The following is a 21303-nucleotide window of genomic DNA, read 5'->3' on the forward strand; positions in this document are numbered from 1 at the left end:
TTTATTAAGAGTAAGATTTTTTCGGTATTACCAAGGCGTTTCTGCTGTCGAATCAAGCAGGGAGGGAGGGGTGGAGAGTCGATCTGTAAGCCGGGTTTTGTCGAGGACAGTCATTCCTCTACGACGGCCATCACTGGACGCCTCTAGCAACCTACCCGGTTCCGACGCGGGCCACGCCGTATGGAACCCTATTTGGTCTTGCTCCGAGTGGGGTTTACCTAGCCACGAACTGTTGCCAGTCGCGCGGTGCGCTCTTACCGCACCTTTTCACCCTTACCGGCGCCGAAGCGCTTAGGCGGTTGTTTTCTGTGGCACTTTCCGTAGGCTCGCGCCTCCCAGGCGTTACCTGGCACTCTGCCCTATGGAGCCCGGACTTTCCTCCCCCGCCTCTTGCGGAACAAAAGACGGCAGCGACTGTCCGATCGACTCTCCGCCGACAAGGTTACCGGCAGGCGCGCTCAAGAACAAGCGATGTAACAAACAATATCATAAGGCTATCACTGAGATTTCTGCCTCTCGAGCGCCAGTTGATAAAGCAAGTTCTTGCGCACACCAGTGATTTCAGCCGCCAGAGCCGCCGCCCGCTTGAGCGGCAACTCCGCCAGCAAAAGGTCCAGCACACGCTGTGCCTCAGCGCTGATCGCCTGGTCGTCCTCGGGCGCACTCCAGCCTGCCACCAGCACCACGCACTCACCACGCTGCTGATTGCTATCGCCCTGCACGAAGGCACGCAGTTCGGCCAGCGGCAGGCCCTTGAGCGTCTCGAAAGTCTTGGTGATCTCACGCGCCAGCACCGCTGGGCGATCACCACCGAACACCGCTTCCATATCTTCCAGGCATTCGAGGATACGATGAGGCGCCTCATAGAAGATCAGGGTCCGAGGCTCTTCCTTCACTTGCTCCAGGCGCACCCGACGCCCTGCTGTCTTGGCCGGCAGGAACCCTTCGAAGATGAATCGATCCGACGGCAGCCCCGCCGCCGACAGCGCCGCGATCAGCGCACACGCGCCCGGCACCGGCACCACCTGCACGCCTGCCGCCCGCGCCTGGCGCACCAGGTGGTAGCCCGGATCGGAAATCAGCGGCGTGCCGGCATCGGACACCAGCGCTACATCGTCACCGGCCAGCAACCGAGTGATGAAACGACCGCCTTCGTCACGCTCGTTGTGTTCATGGCAGGCCGCCAATGGTGTGTCGATACCGAAATGCTGGAGCAGGCGCACCGAATGGCGAGTGTCCTCTGCGGCGATCAGGCTGACATCGGCAAGCACTTTCAGCGCCCTGGCGCTCATGTCGTCCAGGTTGCCGATGGGCGTGGCGACCACATACAGCGTTCCCATGGTGGATTTCGAAGCCCCTGCAACATCAGTCACTGCGCACACCTGCATTTCGGATCAAAGGCGCCATTGTAGCCCGAGCGCCGGTAACAGGGCGCAACGAACTTCACCTCTCACCCAGCTGTCGCCACCTATAGTGAAGGTTCCGCATCGGCAAGATCGCGCCCAGACCGCCGCTTGGGTACAATTGTCGGCCAACTTGATCGAGTAACAGGACCTTTACATGATCGCTTGCCTGCGGCTGTTCACAGCCCTCTGCCTCGCCGCCCTGCTGGCAGCTTGCGCCAGCTCGCCCTCATCCAGCCTGGGCGAACTGCCACGCACCCCGGACGCCAGCATCGAGCAACTGCTCGACAAGGCCGCCTCCAGCAAATCGGCCGAAGACGCTGCGCTACTGCGCCTGAGCGCCGCCGACCTGGCCTACAAGCAGAAGGACTTCCCCCGCGCGGCCCGCATTCTCGAACAGGTGCCGCTGGACTCGCTCAAGCCCGCCCAGCAAGTGTTCGCCTCCACGCTGGCAGCCGAGCTGGCCATGAGCCGCAACCAGCCCAAAGCCGCCCTCGCCGCCCTCGCCCACCCGAGCCTGCAACGCGTCGGCGAACTGCCGGAGGAACAGCAGGCACGCACCTACAGCGTGCATGCCGCCGCACTGGAATCCGATGGCCAGGCCCTGGCAGCCGCCCAGCAGCGCGTGCTGCTCGCCCCCCTGCTCAGCGGCCAGGCAGGCGCGGCCAACAATGACGCCATCTGGGCCCTGGTCGCCTCGCTGCCTGCCGAACAACTGCAACAGCCCTCCAGCGACGCAACACTCGCCGGCTGGATCAGCCTGGCGCTGGCAGTCAAGAGCGCTGGCACCCTGGAACAGCAGCAGGCGGCCATCGACGCCTGGAGCAAGCAACACCCCGACCACCCGGCATCGAAACAACTGCCGGTGGCCCTGACCAAACTGAAGGAACTGGCCAGCCAGCCACTGACCAAGATCGCCCTGCTGCTACCTCAGGAAGGCCAGTTGGCAGGCGTTGCCCGCGCCCTGCGCGACGGTTTCATGGCCGCCCACTTCCAGGCCCAGCAAGGTGGCCAGCCAGCACCTGCCGTTCAGGTGTTCGACAGCTCGCGCATCACCTCGCTCGATGACTTCTACCGCCAGGCCCAGGCCGCCGGCGTGCAACTGGTCATCGGCCCGCTTGAAAAACCCCTGGTGAAGAAGCTTGCCGCCTATCCACAACTGCCCATCACCACCCTGGCACTGAACTACGCCGACGCCGGCCAGAAAGCACCGCCGCAGCTGTTCCAGTTCGGCCTCGCTGCCGAGGACGAAGCCCGCGAAGTCGCCCGCCGCGCCCGTGCCGACGGCATGGCTCGTGCCGTTGCGCTGGTCCCGAGCGGTGAATGGGGTGATCGCGTGCTCGCCGCCTTCCGCAAGGATTGGGAAGCCAATGGCGGCACCCTGCTCGCAGCCGAACGCATCGCTCAGCCAGTCGCCCTGGCCCAGCAGATCGCCGAGTTGTTCCAACTACGCCAGAGCGAAGGCCGCGCCAAGAGCCTGCAAAGCACCGTGGGCGGTAACATCGCCGCACAACCGTCGCGCCGGCAGGATATCGACTTCATCTTCCTGGCCGCCACCCCACAGCAAGCCCAGCAGATCAAGCCCACACTCAACTTCCAGTACGCCGGCGACGTACCGGTCTACGCCACCTCGAACCTCTACAGCGCCAGCGGTGACGTCAACCAGTACAACGACATGAACGGCATCCGCTTCTGCGAAACCCCATGGCTGCTCGACAGCACCAACAACCTGCGCCAGCAGGTGGTGCAGCAGTGGCCCCAGGCCGCCGGCAGCCTCGGCCGCCTGTACGCCATGGGTGTCGACGCCTACAGCCTGGCCCCTCGCCTGGACCAGCTCAAAGCACTGCCAGGCAACCGCATCGAAGGCCAATCCGGCAGCCTGAGCATGAACGCCAACCAGCGTGTCGAGCGCCAATTGCCCTGGGCCGAGTTCTCCGGCGGTCAGGTCAAGCGCCTGCCGGACACGCCTCGCTGATGCCCGACGCATCGCCCACCTGCGCCGGCCAGGCCGCCGAAGACCACGCCCTCGAGTTCCTCCGAGGGCAGGGTTTGCGACTATTGGCCCGCAACTGGCGATGCAAGGGTGGTGAGCTCGATCTGGTCATGCTCGATGCCGATACAGTAGTATTCGTCGAGGTCCGCTATCGGTTGCACGCGGGCTTTGGTGGCGCGCTCGGCAGTATCGATGGGCGCAAGCAGCGGCGACTGACGCTTGCCGCCAACCTTTTCCTGCAGAGCGAACCCCGCTGGGCCACCCAACCCTGCCGCTTCGACGTTGTCGCCCTGCAGGGCCAGGGGCACGCGGGGCAACCGCTTCAATGGCTGAAAAACGCCTTCGAATGCTGAACCCTATCCGAATTCCAAGCTCTATGTTTCGCGGGCTGGTCCCTGTCGCGCATCGCGCCAGCCACCGCCCTACTTAAGGTCACCCAGATGGACATGCAATCCCGAATTCGCCGGCTGTTCCAGGCCAGCATCGACACCAAGCAACAGGCAATGGACATCCTGGCACCCCACATCGAGCAGGCCAGCCTGGTCATGGTCAACGCCCTGCTCAGCGACGGCAAGATGCTCGCCTGCGGCAACGGCGGCTCGGCCGGCGATGCCCAGCACTTTTCCTCGGAACTGCTCAACCGCTTCGAGCGCGAGCGCCCGAGCCTGCCGGCCATTGCCCTGACCACCGACAGCTCCACGCTCACCTCGATCGCCAACGACTACAGCTACAACGAAGTCTTCTCCAAGCAGATTCGCGCGCTGGGCCAACCCGGCGATGTGCTGCTGGCGATCTCCACCAGCGGCAACTCGGCCAACGTGATCCAGGCGATCCAGGCCGCCCATGACCGCGAAATGATTGTCGTCGCCCTGACCGGTCGCGACGGCGGCGGCATGGCGTCGCTGCTGCTGCCCGAGGACGTGGAGATCCGCGTACCCTCGACGGTCACGGCACGCATCCAGGAAGTCCACCTGCTGGCGATCCACTGTTTGTGCGACCTGATCGACAGCCAACTGTTCGGGAGTGAAGAATGATCCCCAAGCGTCTCGGCCTGATGGCCCTCACCCTGTGCCTGAGCCTCTCCGGCTGCAGCTCGGTATTGACCTCGACCCGCAACTCACCGATCGAAGATGACCGTGGCACCCGCACCATCGGCAGCAAGATTGACGATTCGCTGATCGAAACCAAGGTCTCGGTCAACATCGCCAAGGCCAACCCTGAGCTGGACAAGGGCTCGCATATTGTCGTCAGCAGCTACAACGGCGTTGTACTGCTCGCCGGCCAGACCCCGCGCGCCGACCTCAAGTCCCTGGCCGAACAGACCGCCAGCCAGGTCCAGCGGGTCAAGAAAGTGCATAACGAGCTGCAGGTCATCCAACCTTCGTCCATCCTCGCGCGCAACAACGACGCCTGGCTGACCACCAAGATCAAGACCCAGATGCTGACCGACGAGAGCGTTCCCAGCTCACGCATCAAGGTGATCACTGAAAACGGTATCGTCTACCTGCTCGGCCTGGTCAGGCAGCAAGAGGCCAACGCCGCCACCAACGTAGTGCAGGGCGTATCGGGCGTGCAGAAGATCGTCAAGCTGTTCGAATACATCGACTGACCCCTTCGCCGGCTTGCCGGCGAACAACCCTCGAAACCCAGGAAACACTCATGAAGAAGCTTCTGCTGCCCGCCCTGCTCATCGGCGCTTTCGCCGCCCTGGCCGGCTGCTCCACCCCGAGCGTGATCACCCTCAACGATGGCCGCGAACTGCAGACCACCGACACGCCGGAATTCGACCGCGCCTCGGGCTTCTACGAGTTCAAGCAACTGGACGGCAAGCCGACCCGCATCAACAAGGACCAGGTACAGAGCATCAAGGACCTGTGATCCGTCAGCAGTAACAAAAAAGGCGATCCATCCGGATCGCCTTTTTTGTTACTTGACCACCTTGAGGCTGGGTCGACCACTCGGACGTGGCGGCTGGCCACCGCCTTCTGGCGGGCCATCGTCATTCGGCTCGACGCCATCGTCGTCAGACAACTCATCTTCATCGTCGAGTGGCGGCTCGAGCTCGAAGACCATGCCCTGACCGTTCTCCCGGGCATAGATACCCAGGATCGCACCGATCGGCACGTACAGCGTATGGGCCACGCCACCAAAGCGCCCCTCGAAGCTCACGGCTTCGTTGTCCATGTGCAAGCTGCGCACGGCGCTGGGGGAAATGTTAAGCACGATCTGGCCATCGCTGGCGAAACCTTGGGGTACCTGGACGGCCGGGTACTCGGCATTGACCAGCATGTGGGGGGTGCAATCGTTGTCGACGATCCACTCATACAGCGCTCGAACCAGATAAGGGCGACTGGAGTTCATCAACGGCTCCTTTTTAAACCTTGCGCATTTCACGTTCAGTAGCGGACAAGCTCGCCTGGAAAGGCTCGCGGGCGAACTGTCGCTCCATATAATCCAGCAGCGGCTTGGCCTGCCGCGGCAATTCGATACCCATTACCGGCAAACGCCAGAGGATAGGCAGTAGACAGCAATCGACCAGGCTTTGCTCCTCACTCATGAAGCAGGCCATCTCGCCAAACAGCGGCGCCACACCCGTAAGGCTCTCACGCAGCTCCTTGCGCGCCTGGGCGCGCGCCGCGTCACTGCTGCGCGCATCGAGCACAGTGTCGGCCAAGGCGCACCAATCGCGCTGGATGCGATGCATCAGCAGGCGACTGTTGCCACGGGCCACCGGATAGACCGGCATCAGCGGTGGGTGCGGGTAGCGCTCCTCGAGATACTCCATCACCACCGATGACTCGTACAACGCCAGGTCTCGATCGACCAGGGTTGGCAGGCTGCCATAGGGGTTCACTTCAACCAGCTTGGGCGGTAGACGCTTGGGGTCGACATCGATGATCTGCACCGTGACGCCTTTCTCCGCGAGCACGAGGCGTACCCGATGAGAATAATGATCAGCGGGGTCGGAATAGCAGGCTAACCTGTTGGTTGCGCCCATGTAGCGCCTCCTCGCACGGGATGCTTGTAAAACTCTAAATGAAAACGCGCCCGGGGCGCCCTGGCATGTCTGCCAGGGCGCCCCGGGCGCGTTCAACTACCAGAAACTACTGCGTGATCAGTGCACGTCCTTCCAGTATTCGCGCTTGAGCAAGTAGGCGAACACGAAGAAGAAAGCCAGGTACAGCAGTACATAGGTGCCTATGCGCTGGCTTTCCAGTTTGACCGGGTTGGCCGAATAGGCCAGGAAGGTCACCAGGTTCTTGACCTTCTCGTCGAACTGCTCGGTGGTCAGGGTACCGGATTTCTCCTCGACGGTCAGCTGGTCGCACGCTTCATGGGTCAACGGGCTGCCGGTAAGCGGGTCGAATTGCTTCTTGCCGTCGATCACGGTCTGCACCTGCTTGCAACCGATTACCTGGTTGCCCTGCAACCCGACCAGCACGTTAGGCATGCCCACGTTGGGGAAGACCTTGTTGTTCACCCGGTAGGGACGCGCTGGATCCTCGTAGAAGCTGCGCAGGTAGGTGTACAACCAGTCGTTGCCGCGCACCCGGGCGACCAGGGTGAGATCGGGGGGGGCCGCGCCGAACCAGGTCTTGGCATCGTTCGGCTGCATGCCAATCTTCATGTGGTCGCCGATCTTGGCGCCGGTGAACACCAGGTTCTCGAGCATCAGTTCATGGGGTATCCCCAGATCGTCGGCTACTCGCTCATAGCGCTGGAACTTGGCACTGTGGCAACCCATGCAATAGTTGGCGAAGGTGCGCGCGCCGTCCTGCAGGGCGGCCTTGTCGGTCAGGTCGACATCGACCTTGTCCAGCTCCAGGCTGTGTTCGGCAGCGAAGGATAGGCCAGGCATCAGTGCCAGCAAAAATACTGCAATCAACTTTTTCATCAGCCAGTCACCCTTTCCGGAACCGGTTTGGTCTTCTCAAGCCTTGTGTAGAACGGCATCAGCAGGAAGTAGGCGAAGTACAGCACCGTACACACCTGCGACAGCAAGGTCCGGCCCGGCGTTGGCGCCAGTACGCCCAGCACCCCGAGGATGACGAAGGCCACGCAGAATACCAGCAGGAAGATCTTGCTCAGCCAGCCCTTGTAGCGCATGGAGCGCACGGGGCTGCGGTCGAGCCAGGGCAGCACGAACAGCACGGCGATGGCAGCGCCCATGGCGATGACACCAAACAGCTTGTCAGGGACCGCGCGCAGGATTGCGTAGAACGGCGTGAAGTACCACACCGGCGCGATATGCTCAGGCGTCTTGAAGGCGTTGGCCTGCTCGAAGTTCGGTTTTTCCAGGAAGTAGCCACCCATTTCCGGGAAGAAGAACACCACAGCGCAGAACACGAAGAGGAACACCACCACGCCGACGATATCCTTGACGGTGTAGTACGGGTGGAACGGAATGCCATCCAGCGGAATGCCGTTCTCGTCCTTTTTCTTCTTGATGTCCACGCCATCCGGGTTGTTCGAACCCACTTCGTGCAGCGCCAGGATATGCAGCACCACTAGGCCAAGAATGACGATCGGCAGGGCCACCACGTGCAGGGCGAAGAAGCGGTTCAGGGTGATACCGGAAATCAGGTAGTCACCACGGATCCACTGGGTGAGGTCGCCGCCGATCACCGGGATCGCACCGAACAGCGAGATGATCACCTGGGCCCCCCAGTACGACATCTGCCCCCACGGCAGCAGGTAGCCCATGAATGCCTCGGCCATCAGCGCCAGGTAGATCAGCATGCCGAACAGCCAGACCAGCTCGCGGGGCTTCTGGTAGGAGCCGTAGAGCAGGCCGCGGAACATGTGCAGGTAGACCACGATGAAGAACGCCGAGGCGCCGGTGGAGTGCAGGTAGCGCAGGATCCAGCCGTACTCGACGTCGCGCATGATGTACTCGACCGAGGCGAAGGCCTCTTCCGCCGAGGGGGTGAAGCTCATGGTCAGCCACACACCGGTAACGATCTGGTTGACCAGCACCAGCAGCGCCAGAGAGCCGAAGAAATACAGGAAGTTGAAGTTCTTGGGCGCGTAATACTTGCTCAGATGGTCTTCCCACATTTTCGTCGCGGGGAAGCGCGCATCGATCCACTCCATGAACTTGCTCATCATGCTTTCTCCTGATCGATGCCGATGACGATGAGATCGTCCGACTCGTACGAGTGCGGTGGCACTGGCAGGTTCAGCGGCGCCGGCTGGGACTTGTAGACACGGCCCGCCAGATCGTAGTGCGAACCGTGGCAAGGGCAGAAGTAGCCACCAACCCATTTCGGACCAAGGTCGGCCGGGGCGACTTCAGGACGGAACGTCGGCGAGCAACCCAGGTGAGTGCACAGGCCGACCAGGACGAGGATCTCGGGCTTGATCGAACGGTTTTGCGGGTCGACGTAGGTGGGCTGCACCGACGCCTTGGATTCAGGATCGGAGAGCTCACCGGCGATCTTTTTCAGATTATCGAGGATCTCTTCCGTTCGCCGCACGATGAATACAGGTTGGCCACGCCACTCAGCCACCATCTGCTGCCCGGGCTCGACCTTGGCAATATTGACCTTCACCGGTGCACCCGCGGCTTTCGCCTTGGCACTGGGAAACCATGACCCTACGAACGGTACCGCAGCCCCCACTGCCCCCGCTGCCCCGACCACGGATGTCGCGGCTACGAGGAAGCGGCGCCGGCCTGCGTTGACGCCGTCATTGCTCATTCAGTCCTCTCCCATCAGCTTGCTTGGCCCGCTCTAACAGGCATCTACTTAGGTATGTCTGTGGCACTAAAAATTGGCCGCAATGGTAAGGAACAAATCCACACACTGACAAGGTGATTACCCGCTAGTTGGGGTGTAACCCTCGCTTTGCTTGATCTGTGTCTATGCGGCAAACAACCACGGACTAGCTGACAGGTTAGTCCAAGACATAAAAAAAGCCCGGTTCCAAGGAACCGGGCTTCTTTCGACTGCCGAAGCGGTATTAACGCTTGGAGTACTGAGGACGCTTACGCGCTTTACGCAGACCCACTTTCTTACGCTCGACTTCACGGGCGTCGCGGGTGACGTAGCCAGCACGACGCAGGGCGCCACGCAGGGTTTCGTCGTATTCCATCAGGGCGCGGGTGATGCCGTGGCGGATTGCACCGGCCTGACCGCTGACACCACCACCGGAAACGGTGACGTAGATGTCGAATTTCTCAACGGTTTCGGTCAGTTCCAGCGGCTGGCGAACAACCATGCGAGCGGTTTCGCGGCCGAAGAACACGTCCAGAGAACGGTTGTTGATGGAGATGTTACCGGTACCTGGACGCAGGAAAACGCGAGCGGTTGCGGTCTTGCGACGGCCAGTGCCGTAGTTTTGAGTCGCCGACATAATGAACTATCCCGTTAGATCTTCAGTTCTTGAGGCTGCTGAGCAGTGTGTGGGTGAGCAGCACCCGCGTACACTTTCAGCTTACGGTACATGTCGCGACCCAGCGGGTTCTTCGGCAGCATGCCTTTGACCGCGGTTTCGATAACACGCTCAGGGGCCTTGGCGATCAACTTCTCGAAGTTGATTTCCTTGATACCGCCCGGGAAGCCGGAGTGGGAGTAGTACATCTTGTCGGAAGACTTGGCACCAGTCACACGAACCTGCTCGGCGTTGATGACGACGATGTAGTCGCCGGTGTCAACGTGAGGGGTGTATTCTGGCTTGTGCTTGCCACGCAGGCGGCTAGCGATTTCGGTAGCCAGACGACCCAGGGTCTGACCAGCGGCGTCGACTACGAACCACTCGCGCTTTACTGTTTCCGGTTTAGCAGTAAAAGTTTTCATTCTCTAAAGCCTCAGAGGCCGCCCAGCGAAAAATAGACGGCGAATCTTACTGGATAGTGCACAACTTGCCAAGGGCAAGCGCGCAGCCGAACGCTGACGCTTTTGGGGGCTCGGGTCGGGCACGCCAATGTTCGACGGGGTTCATCCTGCGTGGTGGTGCATCACTTCCGCCACACGGAGAGGGGCAGAATTATCCAGATTGCGCAAAAAATTTCAACCTGCTTTTATGGCTATCTTTGCCCAGGAGCAGTTCCCCGATGGAATACCGCAAGCTCGGTCGTACCGACCTCAACGTCAGCGCCCTGTGCCTGGGCACCATGACCTGGGGCGAGCAGAACACTCAGGAACAGGCCTTCGCCCAGATCGCACTGGCCAAGCAAGCCGGCATCAACTTCATCGACACCGCCGAGATGTACCCGGTGCCGCCGCGCCCGGAAACCTACGCCGCCACCGAGCGCATCATCGGCAACTGGTTCACGAAAAATGGCGACCGTGACGACTGGCTGCTGGCCAGCAAGGTCGCCGGCCCCGGCAACGGCATCAGCCACATCCGCGATGGCCAGCTCAAGCACAACCGCCAACACATCGTCGCGGCGCTGGACGCGAGCCTGGAACGCCTGCAGACCGACCGTATCGACCTGTATCAACTGCATTGGCCCGAGCGCAGCACCAACTTCTTTGGCAAGCTGGGCTACCAGCACCTGCCCCAGGACATCTTCACCCCACTGGAAGAAACCCTGGAAGTGCTCGATGAACAGGTGCGCGCCGGCAAGATCCGCCATGTCGGCCTGTCCAACGAAACCCCGTGGGGCACGATGAAGTTCCTGCACCTGGCCGAAACCCGTGGCTGGCCGCGCGCGGTATCGATCCAGAACCCGTACAACCTGCTCAACCGTAGTTTCGAGGTGGGTCTGGCGGAAGTGGCGATCCGCGAGCAATGCGGGTTGCTGGCCTATTCGCCGCTGGCCTTCGGCATGCTGTCAGGCAAGTATGAGAATGGCGCCCGCCCGATCGATGGCCGCCTGACCCTGTTCAGTCGCTTCGCCCGCTACTCCAATCGGCAGACCGTGGCGGCCTGCAGCCGCTACGTGCAACTGGCCCGCGAGCATGGCCTGGACCCGGCGCAGATGGCCTTGGCGTTCGTGACGCGGCAGCCGTTCGTGACCAGCAACATCATCGGCGCGACGACGGTGGAGCAACTGCAAAGCAACATCGACAGCCTGGCCTTGAGCCTGGGTGACGAATTGCTGGCGGCGATCGAGGCGATTCACCAGGAGCAGCCCAACCCGGCGCCTTGAACTAAAGTCTTGTGCCGCCCTTTTCGCGGTTGAAGCCGCTCCTACCGGGCTCTGCGCCCATCCTGCAGGAGCGGCTTCAGCCGCGAAGAAGGCACCGCAGTGCATCGGGGTAGACACAATCGCCAAAAAATAAGACGATCCAGCCGGTGATTGACCACTCTACCCTATAAGAACAATGACAATGATGTTTACCCAACCCTCCGCGTCGCTGCGGCGCGTCAGCATCCTGGCCATTGATAAAGTGTTCGCTTCGACACTGATGCAGGCCAAGGACTTCTTCCACCTCGCTAGCCTGCGCTACAGCAAGCAGTTGGGCCTGGGCCTGCAGCCGATGTTCGAAATCGGCCTGGTGAGCCCCGACGGCCTGCCCGTGGACAGCTTCAGCAATGTGCAACTGCCGGTCGACAGCGGCCTGAACGACGCCGATGTAATCATCCTCCCGGCTTTCTGGGATGACTTCGACAACCTGCTGCAACGCTACCCCCAGGTATTGCCCTGGTTGCGCGCCCAGCATGCTCGCGGCGCGGTGCTGTGCGCCGAGGCCAGCGGGGTGTTCTGGCTGGCGGAATCCGGCCTGCTCGATGGCAAGGAGGCGACCACCTACTGGCGCTTCTTCAGCAACTTCGCCGAGCGCTACCCGAAGATCCGCCTGAACCAGGACAAGCACCTCACCGACGCCGACAACCTCTACTGCGCCGGCGGCACCACGTCAGCCTGCGACCTGTATATCTACCTGATCGAGCGCTTCTGCGGCGCCAACGTGGCCCGCGCCGTGGCCCGCGACATCCTCTACGAGGTGCAGCGCAGCTACACGCCGGGGCGCATGGGCTTTGGCGGGCAGAAGCTGCACCAGGACCTGATCATCCTGCAGATCCAGCACTGGCTCGAAGAGCACTTCGCCGACAAGTTCCGTTTCGAGGACGTGGCCCGCAATCACGGCATGAGCATCCGCAATTTCATGCGCCGCTTCCAGGGCGCCACCGGTGACAAGCCGCTGCATTACCTGCAGCGCCTGCGTATCGAGACAGCCAAAGGCCTGTTGTCGAGCACACGCAAGAGCATCAAGACCATCAGCTATGAGGTGGGCTACGACGACGCGAGCTTCTTCGCCCGGTTGTTCCGCCAGCACACCGAGCTGTCGCCGAACCAGTACCGGCAGCAATTCATGCAGGAAGCCTGAGATGCGTCACCCCGCAAATCAGTAGGAGCCAGCCTTGCTGGCGAACCAGGCGCCGCGGTACAGGGTACCGGCTGCGCCAGTGTTCGCAGGCAAAGCCGGCCCCAACGATGATCGCGTCAGTTTTCGAAAGCTTACGGCTTGTGCGCCCGCGACAGGAACTCGTGGGACTGCATCTCCAGCAGGCGGCTGAGCGTGCGCTGGAACTCGAAGCTCAGGCGCCCGCCGGTGTACAGGTCCTTCAGCTCCACTTCCGCCGAGATGATCAACTTCACGTTACGGTCGTAGAACTCGTCGACCATGTTGATGAAGCGGCGGGCGATGTCATCGGTGGTCACGCCCATCTGCTCGACGTTGCTCAGCAGCACGGCATGGAAGATCTTGCCCAGTTCGATATAGTCGTTCTGGCTGCGCGGGCCGTCGCACAGGGCGCGGAAGTCGAACCAGGCGACATCGTCGCAGGTGCGCAGGGCGTGGATCTCACGGTTCTCGATCATCAGCACGTCGTTCTCGACGGCCTGGGTGCACTCGGGCGTCAGCGCCTTGAAGCTGGCGCGCAGGCTCTCGTGGGCGGCGGCGTCGAGCGGAAAGTGGAACAGCTCGGCCTGTTCCAGGTGGCGCAGGCGGTAGTCGACACCGCTGTCGACATTCACCACGTCGGTGTACTGCTTGATCATGGCGATGGCCGGTAGGAAGCGCGCACGTTGCAGGCCATCCTTGTACAGGCCGTCCGGCACGATGTTGGAGGTGGCCACCAACGATACGCCGTTCTTGAACAGCTCTTCCATCAGGGTGCCGAGGATCATGGCATCGGTGATGTCGGAAACGAAGAACTCGTCAAAGCAGATCACCTTGGCTTCTTCGCTGAAGCGCTTGGCGATGAGGGTCAACGGGTTCTTCTCGCCCTTGAGGGTTTTCATCTCTTCGTGCACACGCTTCATGAAGCGGTGGAAGTGCGTGCGCATCTTCTGCTTGAACGGCAGCGCTTCATAGAAGGTGTCGACCAGGTAGGTCTTGCCTCGCCCTACCCCACCCCAGAAGTACAGGCCCTTGACCGGCGTCTGTTCCTTCTTGCCGAACAACTTGCCAAACACGCCCGGCTTGTTGTTCTGCGCGTGCACCAGGTCGTCGTACAGGCGCTGCAGGTGACGCACCGCAGTTTCCTGCGCCGCGTCATGGAAGAAGTCGGGACGTTTCAGATCTGCTTGATAGCGTTCTAGGGGAGTCATGATTTCGTTAGCGAGGCAACAAAAAACGGGCCGTCACTGTAGCGACCGGCCCGCTTAATGGCAATCAGACTTGCGTCAAAGTGACTCAGTCCGCCTGTGGCGCCAGGGCCTCGCGCAGACTCGCGATAGCCGCGTCACGGGCCTCGGCGGCCTCGAACTGCGGCCCGTCGGCAACCTGCTCGCCCCCCAACCAGAGCGAGAAGCCCAGGCCTTCGACCCGTACATCGGCCTCGCCACCCTGCTGCAGCTGCTTGCTCACGGCGCCTGCGCTCTTGCCATCGGCGAAGCTGCGCGACAGCAACAATTGCTCGCCGTCGGCGGCCAGCAGGCGGAAGCGGAAGCTGCCGTCTTCGTCACGGAAGCTGACGAAACGGGCGCTCTTGGCGGCTTTCTTCTTCACTTCGGTGGCGGCTTGCACGCTGGTGCGGAACGAACGCAGGCCAACCGCCTCTCGCAGTTGCTCGAGGAACGGCGTGGCGGTCTTGCGGGCCTTGGCGGCGCCGGCCAGGAGGATGTCCTCGAGATCCGACGGGCGCGAAATCAACTGGTGGTAGTGATCGCGCTTCTCGGCCAGCTGGCCGTCGAGCAGTTGGAACAGGCGCTGCTTGGCCTCGCCCCAGCCCAGGCCCTGCAACAGCTCTTCACGGAACTCGGCGCATTGCGTGGGCGTGGAGAAGGCCTGGAACAGGGTGAACAGGTGCGAATTGTCCGGATCCTTCGCCTCACCTGGTGCCTTGGAGTCGGTGACGATACGCGAGATGGCGTCCTTCATGTCCTTGGCACTGGTGAACAGGGGGATGGTGTTGTCGTAGCTCTTGGACATCTTGCGCCCGTCCAGCCCCGGCAGGGTGGCCACGCTTTCCTCGATCACCGCTTCCGGCAGGGCGAAAAAGTCCTTGCCCTGGCCGAACAGGTGGTTGAAGCGTTGGCCGATGTCACGGGCCATTTCCACGTGCTGGATCTGGTCACGGCCGACCGGCACCTTGTTGGCGTTGAACATCAGGATGTCGGCGGCCATCAGTACCGGGTAGCTGAACAGGCCCATGGTCACACCGGCGTCCGGGTCTTCGCCGGCCTCGACGTTCTTGTCCACCGAAGCCTTGTAGGCGTGAGCGCGGTTGAGCAGGCCTTTGGCGGCGACGCAGGTCAGCAGCCAGGTCAGCTCGGGGATCTCGGGGATGTCCGACTGACGATAGAAAGTGACCTTGTCCGGATCCAGGCCACCGGCCAGCCAAGTGGCGGCGATCTCCAGGCGCGAGCGCTGGATGCGCAGCGGGTCGTCGCACTTGATCAGGGCGTGGTAGTCGGCCAGGAAGTAGAACGAGTCGGCACCGGGCTGCTGGCTGGCGAGAATGGCCGGGCGAATGGCGCCGGCGTAGTTGCCCAGGTGCGGGGTGCCGGTGGTGGTGATACCGGTAAGGATGCGCGTGGTCATGGGTGTTCGCTTATTCAGGCTTGGCTCAGTTCGAAAGGCGCGGCAGCAGCAGATCCTTCAGATCGGTCAGCTTGCCATGGAAGAAGTGTCCGCATTCTGCCACTTTCAGCAGCTCATGGGGGCGCGACAAGGCGTCGGACCAGTCGTATACCAGCTGCGGGTCGACGACTTCGTCGGTATCTGGCTGCACGATGGTCAGGGGAGCCCGCTCGGGCAGCGGGAACTGCTCCGTCAGGCGCATCACCGCCGGGGCGATCATGAACAGGTGCTGCAGCGCAACGCCCTCGGCCTCGAGGCGACCGGCCAGGCTGGTGGCGACGAAACCACCGAAGGAGAAGCCCATCAGCACCAGCGGCAGCTCGGGATGCCGTTCACGCAGCCAGGCCGCAACCGCCTCGGCGTCAGCTACCTCGCCCGCGCCCATGTCGTGGCTGCCGGCGCTCTGGCCGACACCGCGGTAATTGAAACGCAAGGTCACATAACCCGCATCTCGGGCCGTGCGCTGCAGGGTCGAGACCACCTTGTTGAGCATGGTGCCGCCCTGGACCGGGTTGGGGTGGCAGATCAGCACCGCGCCACGGGCATCGGCCACGTCCAGGTACAAGGCTTCCAGCTGGCCGCAGGGGCCATCGATGAACAAGGGTGTTTCGCGGATAAGCAAGGCACTACTCCGTGACCTCGAGGAGGGTCGACTCGTCTAGCTGAGGAATTCTGTTCTGATTTGCGATCGCTCGCGGTATACAGCGCAGGTCTGAGCCGTTAACGTAAAGCAAAGCCGTTTATAGAGGAAGGACTCGTGGAACACTCGCTCCTTGTTTGGTTGCTGCCGACCCTGGCCCTGGCTGTCGGCGTCGTCGTCGGTTTCGCGCTGGCCCGCCTGCTGCCCAATGCGGCACCGAGCAACACCCAACGCCAGCTGGACGACATCCAGCAGCGCTTCGACAATTACCAGAACGAGGTGGTCACCCACTTCAACAGCACCGCGTCGCTGGTCAAGAAACTCACGCAAAGCTACCAGGATGTGCAGGATCACCTGGCAGAGGGCGCCAACCGCCTGGCTCTCGACGAGCTGACCCGTCAGCGCCTACTGGCCGCGCTGCATTCGGAAGCGCCTCAAGGCCCGCGTGATCGCCTGACTCCGCCGAAGGATACCGCCGAAGTGCCGCGCGACTATGCACCGAAGGCACCAAACTCGCCGGGCATGCTCGATGAGAGCTACGGCCTCAAGCGCTGATTCGACGACATGAAGAAGGCCTCGCAAGAGGCCTTTTTTGTGAGTGACACGCCGCCTGCGGCGTTGACCTTGAGGCTGACGCCCCCACAGGCATCTCGCCAGAGCTTATCACCGGTACCAGGCCGCCCCCTGTTCTCCACACCCGTAACGCCTCCTGGCCTGCGCCAGTACCTCTGCCGGCAACACCCCTTGCCGCACCAGGCTGTACAAGGCCGCCATCACCACCGCGTAACGGTCCACCTCGAAGAACCGCCGCAACTGCTGCCGCGTATCGCTGCGCCCGAAGCCATCGGTGCCCAGGGTGATATAGGGGGCCTCGACATACTCGGCAATCAGTTGCGGCCAGGCACGCACATAGTCGCTGGCGGCGATCACCGGGGCATCACCGGCCAGGCAGCGACGCAGGTGGCTGTCCTCTTCGCCACCGGCCATGGTCTGCCTGCGCACATCCCGCGTCTCACGCGCCAGTTCACTGAAGCTGGTGACACTGAACACCTCGCTGTCGACCTGCCATTCGGTCGCCAACAACTCGCTGGCCGCGATCACTTCACGCAGGATTGCCCCCGAACCCAGCAGCCGAACCCGCCCTTGGGACTTGAGGGCCCGCTGTACGACATAACGGTACATACCTAGCAGCACATCGCCATGCACCGCCTCCGGCAACGAAGGTTGTGGATAGTTTTCATTCATCACCGCCACGTAATGGAACTCGTCACATTGTTCTACCAGCATGCGCCGCGCCGCATGGTCGAGAATCACCGCCAGCTCGCCGGCGAAACACGGATCCCAGGCCCGGCAATTGGGCACCATGGCGGCCATGACCAGGCTGGAGCCATCCTGATGCTGTAACCCTTCCCCACCCAGAGTGGTGCGCCCAGCGGTGGCCCCCAGCAACAGGCCCCGGGCGCGCTGGTCGGCGGCGGCCCAGATCAAGTCGCCGACGCGCTGGAAACCGAACATCGAGTAATAGATGTACACCGGCAGCATCGGTTCACCGTGTACCGCGTAGGACGTCGCCGCCGCGACCCAGGACGAGATCGCCCCGGCCTCGGTGATACCCTCTTCCAGCAACTGGCCGTCGCGGGCCTCCTTGTACGCCAGTAATGAACCGGCATCCTCAGGCTCGTAACGTTGACCGGCCGGCGAATAGATACCGATCTGGCGGAACAGGCTGGCCATGCCGAAGGTCCGCGCCTCGTCGGCGACGATCGGCACCACCCGTGGCCCCAACTCCGGTGCCTTCAACCAGTGCCCCAGCAAGCGCACGGCGGCCATGGTGGTGGACATCTCCTTGCCATCGGCGTGCAGGGCAAAGCCTGCGAACGTGTCTAGGTCCGGCACCGGCAAGCGGGCGCAGTCGCTGCGCCTGACCGGTAACGGCCCGCCCAGCGCGGCACGACGCTGGCGCAAATAGACCATCTCCGCGCTATCCTCGGCTGGACGGTAGAAACGCAGTTGTTCGACCGCCTCATCGGACAGCGGCAGGTGGAAACGATCACGGAATGCCCGCAACGCCTGCACATCGAGTTTCTTGGCCTGGTGCGCGGTCATCCGTGATTCACCCGCGGCGCTCATGCCGTAACCTTTCTTGGTCTTGGCCAGGATCACCGTCGGCCGGCCCTTGCAGGCCCTGGCCGCGGCATAGGCGGCATGCAGCTTGCGAAAATCATGGCCGCCGCGCTTGAGGGCGTTGATCTCCTCGGTGCTCATGTGCGCGACCAGGCGCTGTAGCGCTGGGGCCTGGTTGAAGAAATGCTCCAGGTTGTAGCTGCCGTCCTTGGCACCGAGGGTCTGGAACTGCCCGTCGGGTGTTGCCGCCAGCTGGCGCAGCAATGCGTGCTCATGATCCCGGGCGAACAGCGCATCCCACTCCGAGCCCCACAGCACCTTGATCACGTTCCAGCCAGCGCCGCTGAACAGCGCTTCAAGCTCCTGGATGATCTGGCCATTACCACGTACCGGGCCATCGAGACGTTGCAGGTTGCAATTGACGATGAAGGTGAGGTTGTCCAGCCCCTCACGGGCGGCCAGGGTGAGGCCGGCGGTCGATTCCGGCTCGTCCATCTCGCCATCGCCGAACACGCCCCACACATGGCGATCCGACGTGTCGAGCAGCCCACGATGCTGCAGGTAGCGCATGAAGCGCGCCTGGTAGATCGCATTGAGCGGGCCGATCCCCATGGAGCCGGTAGGGAACTGCCAGAAGCCGGGCATCAACCAAGGGTGCGGGTAGGAACACAGGCCATTGCCGGCGACTTCCTGCCGGTAGTTGGCCAGTTGCTGCTCAGTGAGCCGCCCTTCGAGAAAAGCACGAGCATAAATGCCCGGCGCCGAGTGCGGCTGGAAGAACACCAGGTCGCCCGTGCGTCGCTCGCCGCCGCTTTCACCGCGGAAAAAATGCTGGAAACCCACCTCGAAGATTTCCGCCGCCGAGGCGTAGCTGGCGATATGCCCGCCCAGCTCGCCATAGGCATGGTTGGCCCGCACCACCATAGCCAGGGCATTCCAGCGCAGGATGCCGGTAATGCGCTCGTCCAGTTCGAGATCACCGGGGTAGGCAGCCTGCTGCTCCACCGGCAAGGTGTTGCGGTAGGCGGAGAACGCCTGGGCCTCGCGCTCCAGGCCCAGCTCCAGGGCATGCGCCTGCAAGCGCTGCAACAGGAAGCGCGCCCGCGCCGGGCCGCAACGGGCCAGGGTAGATTCAAGGGCCTGGCACCACTCGGTGGTTTCCACCGGGTCGCTGTCCAGGTTCACATCATGAGCGGTCAACGGCTCGTTCGGGTTCATCATCGCAACCATTGCGCAGGCCTCGTCCGTGGCGGTTCAGGCACAAGCCTTCAAGGCCTGGTCGATGTCGGCCAGCAGGTCGTCGAGGTCCTCGAGCCCCACCGACAACCGCACCAGCCCCTCCGAGATACCATGGTGCGCCCGCTCCTGCGGCGTGTAGCTGGAGTGGGTCATGCTCGCTGGATGCTGGGCCAGCGACTCGGCATCCCCCAGGCTCACCGCCCGGCTGAACAGTTGCAGGGCGTTCATGAAACGCCGCCCCGCCTCGATGCCCCCCTTGAGCTCGAAGGCGATCATCCCGCCCGGCAGGCGCATCTGCCGTTGGGCCAGGGCGTACTGGGCGAAGGATGGCAGGCCTGGGTAGTTGATCAGTTCCACCTGTGGTTGCCGCACCAGGTGCTCGGCCACCTGCTGCGCATTGGCGCAATGGCGGTCCATGCGCAGGGCCAGGGTCTTGATACCACGCATCAGCAACGACGCATCGTGGGGCGAGAGCACCGCGCCAGTCATGTCCTTGAGGCCTTCCAGGCGGATCCGGTCGATCAACGCCTTGCGCCCGACGACCAGCCCGGCGGTGATGTCGCCATGCCCGGAGAGATACTTGGTGGCCGAATGCACGACTAGGTCGGCGCCCAGCTCCAACGGCCGCTGCAGATAGGGCGTGCAGTAAGTATTGTCGACCACGATGCTCAGGTCATGGCCACGCGTCGCGTCGGCCACGGCGGCGATGTCCACCAGTTGCATGTTGGGGTTGGCCGGGGTTTCGAAGTAGATCATTCGGGTTTTCGGGGTGATCGCGGCTTTCAGCGCTTGCAGGTCGTTGAGGTCGACATGCTGGATCTTCACCCCGAACTCGCCGATGCCATGGTGCAGGTAGGCGAAGGTGCAGCCATACAAGGTGCGGCCGACGATCAGTTCGTCGCCTGGGCGTAGCAGGGTCCACAGCGTGGAGGTGATGGCGCCCATGCCCGAGGCCAGGGCCAGCCCGGCCTCGCCCCCTTCGAGCGAAGCCATGCGCTGCTCGAGCAAGGCCAGCGTGGGGTTGGAGATGCGGCTGTAGAAGTGCCCGCCTTCTTCGCCGGCAAAGCAGGCGGCGCCGTATTCGACGGTGGGAAAGGCATAGGTGGCAGTCTGGTAGACGGGGGGCACCAGGGCGCCGCCATGGGACAGCGGGTCATAGCCATGGTGGATGGCCCGCGTGGAAAAACCGGTGTTTTTATTGGAGTCGCGCATGGCAACAGCCTCTTGTGGTTTGCTATAAGCTTATGCCACTGGGCTGCTGCAATTTTTCCAAAGTAGCCCACTGTTCCCTGTGGTTTTTGAAAGAAAAACAATAAAAATCGAACCAGGAGGGCAAACCATGCCTTTGACCCTAGACCGTACCGACCGCGCCCTGCTGGCCGCCCTGCAGGACAACGCCCGCCTCACCGTTTCCGAACTCGCCGACCAGGTCGCCCTGACCACTTCGCCCTGCTGGCGACGGGTCAAGCTGCTGGAGGACAACGGTTACATCACCGGTTACCAGGCCATCCTCTCGCCCAAGTCGCTGGGCTTTGGGGTGACCGCTTTCGTCAGCATCATGATGGACTCGCACACCAAGGAGATGGCCCTGGCGTTCGAGCGCCGGTTGATGGAAATCCCCGAGATCGTCGCTTGCCACAATGTGTCTGGGCGCTATGACTTCCTGCTGGAGATTCTGGCGCGGGACCTGGAGTCGTTTGGTGAATTCACCCGGGAGGTGCTGCAGCGGCTGCCTGGAGTGAAGGAGATCTATTCGAGTTTTTCCTACAAGGCAGTGAAGGAGCGGCGGGTGATTCCGGTGTCCGAGAAACATATCTAGGGCAGTGGTGAGAACGACTGCCTTGTACTGGCTGCACGGGCCTTTCGCCGGCAAAGCCGGCTCCTACAGATTCGGCCCTGATGACGAGGCGGGTACCCATGAGACTGGGT

The 21303-nt window shown here is 62.4% G+C and carries 22 protein-coding genes and 1 other RNA gene; 9 read left to right on the forward strand and 14 right to left on the reverse strand.

Going from position 1 to position 21303, the window contains the following annotated elements; genetic code table 11:
* Window positions 1-70 precede the first annotated feature (70 nt).
* Both rnpB and rsmI read right to left on the reverse strand, forming a co-directional pair.
* An RNA gene (gene rnpB, locus IM733_RS14615) (RNase P RNA component class A) lies at window positions 71-430 on the reverse strand.
* A 67-nt stretch (window positions 431-497) separates the two neighbouring features.
* Complete coding sequence (gene rsmI / locus IM733_RS14620) at window positions 498-1340, reverse strand: 16S rRNA (cytidine(1402)-2'-O)-methyltransferase (protein ID WP_248921180.1); 843 nt, start codon at window positions 1338-1340, stop codon at window positions 498-500.
* Between the two features lie 220 nt (window positions 1341-1560).
* Between rsmI and IM733_RS14625 the strand changes: the two genes are divergently transcribed.
* The 5 genes from IM733_RS14625 to IM733_RS14645 all read left to right on the forward strand — a co-directional run bounded on the left by IM733_RS14625 (window position 1561) and on the right by IM733_RS14645 (window position 5274).
* Window positions 1561-3378: a penicillin-binding protein activator gene (locus IM733_RS14625; protein ID WP_248917324.1), complete on the forward strand. Its 1818-nt coding sequence runs from the start codon at window positions 1561-1563 to the stop codon at window positions 3376-3378.
* Window positions 3378-3749: a YraN family protein gene (locus IM733_RS14630; RefSeq protein ID WP_248917325.1), complete on the forward strand. Its 372-nt coding sequence runs from the start codon at window positions 3378-3380 to the stop codon at window positions 3747-3749. The genes IM733_RS14625 and IM733_RS14630 overlap by 1 nt, the downstream gene beginning before the upstream one ends.
* An 87-nt stretch (window positions 3750-3836) precedes the next feature.
* Window positions 3837-4430: a phosphoheptose isomerase gene (locus IM733_RS14635; RefSeq protein ID WP_011535550.1), complete on the forward strand. Its 594-nt coding sequence runs from the start codon at window positions 3837-3839 to the stop codon at window positions 4428-4430.
* Window positions 4427-5005 carry a BON domain-containing protein gene (locus IM733_RS14640; protein WP_213658227.1) on the forward strand — a complete coding sequence of 193 codons (579 nt, stop codon included), beginning with the start codon at window positions 4427-4429 and terminating at the stop codon, window positions 5003-5005. The genes IM733_RS14635 and IM733_RS14640 overlap by 4 nt, the downstream gene beginning before the upstream one ends.
* Window positions 5006-5055: 50 nt before the next feature.
* Window positions 5056-5274, forward strand: coding sequence for a YgdI/YgdR family lipoprotein (locus IM733_RS14645; RefSeq protein ID WP_248917326.1), 219 nt, complete (start codon window positions 5056-5058; stop codon window positions 5272-5274).
* Window positions 5275-5322: 48 nt separating this feature from the next.
* Here IM733_RS14645 and IM733_RS14650 read toward each other — a convergent pair whose 3' ends face one another.
* From IM733_RS14650 to rplM, 7 genes are all read right to left on the reverse strand, one after another.
* Complete coding sequence (locus tag IM733_RS14650) at window positions 5323-5757, reverse strand: ClpXP protease specificity-enhancing factor (RefSeq protein ID WP_248917327.1); 435 nt, start codon at window positions 5755-5757, stop codon at window positions 5323-5325.
* A gap of 13 nt (window positions 5758-5770) precedes the next feature.
* Window positions 5771-6394 (reverse strand): glutathione S-transferase N-terminal domain-containing protein, encoded by a 624-nt coding sequence (locus IM733_RS14655; RefSeq protein WP_248917328.1) that lies wholly within the window; start codon window positions 6392-6394, stop codon window positions 5771-5773.
* A 117-nt stretch (window positions 6395-6511) separates the two neighbouring features.
* The gene (locus IM733_RS14660; protein ID WP_011535555.1) at window positions 6512-7291 is read right to left on the reverse strand and encodes a cytochrome c1; all 780 of its coding nucleotides are present in this window, start codon (window positions 7289-7291) and stop codon (window positions 6512-6514) included.
* On the reverse strand, window positions 7291-8502 hold the full coding sequence (locus IM733_RS14665) for a cytochrome b (RefSeq protein WP_011535556.1): 1212 nt from the start codon (window positions 8500-8502) through the stop codon (window positions 7291-7293). Before IM733_RS14665 ends, IM733_RS14660 begins: the two co-directional genes overlap by 1 nt.
* Complete coding sequence (petA, locus tag IM733_RS14670) at window positions 8502-9095, reverse strand: ubiquinol-cytochrome c reductase iron-sulfur subunit (protein ID WP_248917329.1); 594 nt, start codon at window positions 9093-9095, stop codon at window positions 8502-8504. Before petA ends, IM733_RS14665 begins: the two co-directional genes overlap by 1 nt.
* Window positions 9096-9357: 262 nt before the next feature.
* The gene (gene rpsI, locus IM733_RS14675; protein ID WP_003260797.1) at window positions 9358-9750 is read right to left on the reverse strand and encodes a 30S ribosomal protein S9; all 393 of its coding nucleotides are present in this window, start codon (window positions 9748-9750) and stop codon (window positions 9358-9360) included.
* Window positions 9751-9764: 14 nt separating this feature from the next.
* Window positions 9765-10193 (reverse strand): 50S ribosomal protein L13, encoded by a 429-nt coding sequence (gene rplM / locus IM733_RS14680; RefSeq protein WP_003260798.1) that lies wholly within the window; start codon window positions 10191-10193, stop codon window positions 9765-9767.
* Between the two features lie 257 nt (window positions 10194-10450).
* Between rplM and IM733_RS14685 the strand changes: the two genes are divergently transcribed.
* Together IM733_RS14685 and IM733_RS14690 are read left to right on the forward strand one after the other, a co-directional pair.
* Entirely contained in the window at window positions 10451-11491 is a 1041-nt protein-coding gene (locus IM733_RS14685; protein ID WP_248917330.1) for an NADP(H)-dependent aldo-keto reductase, read from the forward strand.
* 259 nt (window positions 11492-11750) lie between these two features.
* Window positions 11751-12671 carry a GlxA family transcriptional regulator gene (locus tag IM733_RS14690; protein WP_213661241.1) on the forward strand — a complete coding sequence of 307 codons (921 nt, stop codon included), beginning with the start codon at window positions 11751-11753 and terminating at the stop codon, window positions 12669-12671.
* Between the two features lie 131 nt (window positions 12672-12802).
* Here the strand turns inward: IM733_RS14690 and zapE are convergent, their stop codons facing one another.
* The 3 genes from zapE to IM733_RS14705 all read right to left on the reverse strand — a co-directional run bounded on the left by zapE (window position 12803) and on the right by IM733_RS14705 (window position 15993).
* Window positions 12803-13897, reverse strand: coding sequence for a cell division protein ZapE (gene zapE, locus IM733_RS14695; RefSeq protein ID WP_248917331.1), 1095 nt, complete (start codon window positions 13895-13897; stop codon window positions 12803-12805).
* Between the two features lie 85 nt (window positions 13898-13982).
* Window positions 13983-15332 (reverse strand): tryptophan--tRNA ligase, encoded by a 1350-nt coding sequence (locus IM733_RS14700; protein ID WP_248917332.1) that lies wholly within the window; start codon window positions 15330-15332, stop codon window positions 13983-13985.
* A 25-nt stretch (window positions 15333-15357) separates the two neighbouring features.
* Window positions 15358-15993 (reverse strand): alpha/beta hydrolase, encoded by a 636-nt coding sequence (locus IM733_RS14705; protein ID WP_248917333.1) that lies wholly within the window; start codon window positions 15991-15993, stop codon window positions 15358-15360.
* A gap of 135 nt (window positions 15994-16128) precedes the next feature.
* On the opposite strand from IM733_RS14705, the gene IM733_RS14710 reads away from it, so the two are divergent.
* The gene (locus tag IM733_RS14710) at window positions 16129-16566 is read left to right on the forward strand and encodes a YhcB family protein (protein WP_248917334.1); all 438 of its coding nucleotides are present in this window, start codon (window positions 16129-16131) and stop codon (window positions 16564-16566) included.
* A gap of 108 nt (window positions 16567-16674) precedes the next feature.
* On the opposite strand, the gene mdeB is transcribed toward IM733_RS14710, so the two are convergent.
* Together mdeB and IM733_RS14720 are read right to left on the reverse strand one after the other, a co-directional pair.
* Window positions 16675-19365 (reverse strand): alpha-ketoglutarate dehydrogenase, encoded by a 2691-nt coding sequence (mdeB, locus tag IM733_RS14715; protein WP_248917335.1) that lies wholly within the window; start codon window positions 19363-19365, stop codon window positions 16675-16677.
* A gap of 24 nt (window positions 19366-19389) precedes the next feature.
* Complete coding sequence (locus IM733_RS14720; RefSeq protein ID WP_248917336.1) at window positions 19390-20586, reverse strand: methionine gamma-lyase; 1197 nt, start codon at window positions 20584-20586, stop codon at window positions 19390-19392.
* Between the two features lie 127 nt (window positions 20587-20713).
* On the opposite strand from IM733_RS14720, the gene IM733_RS14725 reads away from it, so the two are divergent.
* Window positions 20714-21193: an Lrp/AsnC family transcriptional regulator gene (locus IM733_RS14725; RefSeq protein ID WP_248917337.1), complete on the forward strand. Its 480-nt coding sequence runs from the start codon at window positions 20714-20716 to the stop codon at window positions 21191-21193.
* Window positions 21194-21303 lie beyond the last annotated feature (110 nt).

The organism is Pseudomonas entomophila (genome assembly GCF_023277925.1).
Lineage (GTDB): Bacteria > Pseudomonadota > Gammaproteobacteria > Pseudomonadales > Pseudomonadaceae > Aquipseudomonas > Aquipseudomonas entomophila_D.

What these genes read in the sequence shown, in the direction of transcription:
- rsmI (WP_248921180.1), bottom strand. Translation starts at nt 1,340, where the DNA reads ATGGGAACGCTGTATGTGGTCGCCACGCCCATCGGCAACCTGGACGAC.
- IM733_RS14625 (WP_248917324.1), top strand. Translation starts at nt 1,561, where the DNA reads ATGATCGCTTGCCTGCGGCTGTTCACAGCCCTCTGCCTCGCCGCCCTG.
- IM733_RS14630 (WP_248917325.1), top strand. Translation starts at nt 3,378, where the DNA reads ATGCCCGACGCATCGCCCACCTGCGCCGGCCAGGCCGCCGAAGACCAC.
- IM733_RS14635 (WP_011535550.1), top strand. Translation starts at nt 3,837, where the DNA reads ATGGACATGCAATCCCGAATTCGCCGGCTGTTCCAGGCCAGCATCGAC.
- IM733_RS14640 (WP_213658227.1), top strand. Translation starts at nt 4,427, where the DNA reads ATGATCCCCAAGCGTCTCGGCCTGATGGCCCTCACCCTGTGCCTGAGC.
- IM733_RS14645 (WP_248917326.1), top strand. Translation starts at nt 5,056, where the DNA reads ATGAAGAAGCTTCTGCTGCCCGCCCTGCTCATCGGCGCTTTCGCCGCC.
- IM733_RS14650 (WP_248917327.1), bottom strand. Translation starts at nt 5,757, where the DNA reads ATGAACTCCAGTCGCCCTTATCTGGTTCGAGCGCTGTATGAGTGGATC.
- IM733_RS14655 (WP_248917328.1), bottom strand. Translation starts at nt 6,394, where the DNA reads ATGGGCGCAACCAACAGGTTAGCCTGCTATTCCGACCCCGCTGATCAT.
- IM733_RS14660 (WP_011535555.1), bottom strand. Translation starts at nt 7,291, where the DNA reads ATGAAAAAGTTGATTGCAGTATTTTTGCTGGCACTGATGCCTGGCCTA.
- IM733_RS14665 (WP_011535556.1), bottom strand. Translation starts at nt 8,502, where the DNA reads ATGAGCAAGTTCATGGAGTGGATCGATGCGCGCTTCCCCGCGACGAAA.
- petA (WP_248917329.1), bottom strand. Translation starts at nt 9,095, where the DNA reads ATGAGCAATGACGGCGTCAACGCAGGCCGGCGCCGCTTCCTCGTAGCC.
- rpsI (WP_003260797.1), bottom strand. Translation starts at nt 9,750, where the DNA reads ATGTCGGCGACTCAAAACTACGGCACTGGCCGTCGCAAGACCGCAACC.
- rplM (WP_003260798.1), bottom strand. Translation starts at nt 10,193, where the DNA reads ATGAAAACTTTTACTGCTAAACCGGAAACAGTAAAGCGCGAGTGGTTC.
- IM733_RS14685 (WP_248917330.1), top strand. Translation starts at nt 10,451, where the DNA reads ATGGAATACCGCAAGCTCGGTCGTACCGACCTCAACGTCAGCGCCCTG.
- IM733_RS14690 (WP_213661241.1), top strand. Translation starts at nt 11,751, where the DNA reads ATGCAGGCCAAGGACTTCTTCCACCTCGCTAGCCTGCGCTACAGCAAG.
- zapE (WP_248917331.1), bottom strand. Translation starts at nt 13,897, where the DNA reads ATGACTCCCCTAGAACGCTATCAAGCAGATCTGAAACGTCCCGACTTC.
- IM733_RS14700 (WP_248917332.1), bottom strand. Translation starts at nt 15,332, where the DNA reads ATGACCACGCGCATCCTTACCGGTATCACCACCACCGGCACCCCGCAC.
- mdeB (WP_248917335.1), bottom strand. Translation starts at nt 19,365, where the DNA reads ATGGTTGCGATGATGAACCCGAACGAGCCGTTGACCGCTCATGATGTG.
- IM733_RS14720 (WP_248917336.1), bottom strand. Translation starts at nt 20,586, where the DNA reads ATGCGCGACTCCAATAAAAACACCGGTTTTTCCACGCGGGCCATCCAC.
- IM733_RS14725 (WP_248917337.1), top strand. Translation starts at nt 20,714, where the DNA reads ATGCCTTTGACCCTAGACCGTACCGACCGCGCCCTGCTGGCCGCCCTG.